This window comes from Curtobacterium sp. ODYSSEY 48 V2 (assembly GCF_023712625.1).
Lineage (GTDB): Bacteria > Actinomycetota > Actinomycetes > Actinomycetales > Microbacteriaceae > Curtobacterium.
Window position 1 is genome coordinate 1 of the sequence record NZ_JAMAXX010000020.1, and the last position, 663, is coordinate 663.

1 protein-coding gene is annotated in these 663 nt (G+C 70.9%); it reads right to left on the reverse strand.

Features of this window, described 5'->3' with window-relative positions; translation table 11 throughout:
- A partial coding sequence (locus M3666_RS16285) for a hypothetical protein (RefSeq protein ID WP_066653414.1) occupies window positions 1–562 on the reverse strand: 562 nt, incomplete at its 3' end.
- Between the last annotated feature and the right edge of the window lie 101 nt (window positions 563–663).

Below are 663 nucleotides of genomic sequence, written 5' to 3' on the forward strand. Positions count from 1 at the left end.
ACTGGACGCGGGTGGTGCGTGCCAGTGCGGTGCGGGTGCCGCCGGTGAGGTGGACCAGGACCGGGATCTGTCGGCCGAGGGTCTGGTCGAGGGTGGTCAGGGCGTGGTCGACGGCGTCGAGGACGGTGACCGCGTCGCCGCCGCGGCGGACGTGGACCCGGATGCGTGCGGCGCGGGTCTTCTTGACCAGGTACGTGTCGACCTTCGCGGCGACGATGTCGTGGACGCCGGTGAGTTCGTGGTCGATGACGTCTCGCACGAGGGCGACGTTCACGGTGACCTGGTCCTCGCCGGAGCGTTCCCGGACCGCGACGCTGGTGCCGCCGCCACCGCGAGTGAACACCACGATCACGGCGAGGACGATGACCACCGCGCAGACCGCGGCGATGATCCACAGTGCCTGGTCGGGCACGGTGACCTGCTGCGGCAGCGTCAGGTACGGCTGGAGGGCGTCGCGGACGGGTTGCAGGACCCCGGCGCCGATGGTGACACCGACGATGATGGCGACCAGGCCGATCAGGAGCAGCAGGACCCGGTTGACGCCGCGGTTGGTGGTGGTCATGCCAGGGTTCCCTTCTGTTCCACGGTGACCTGCACCGACGAGCCGTGCTTGCCGCCGAGGCGACCGAGCCGGTCCCCGACGGCGTGCTCGACGGCGCTGGC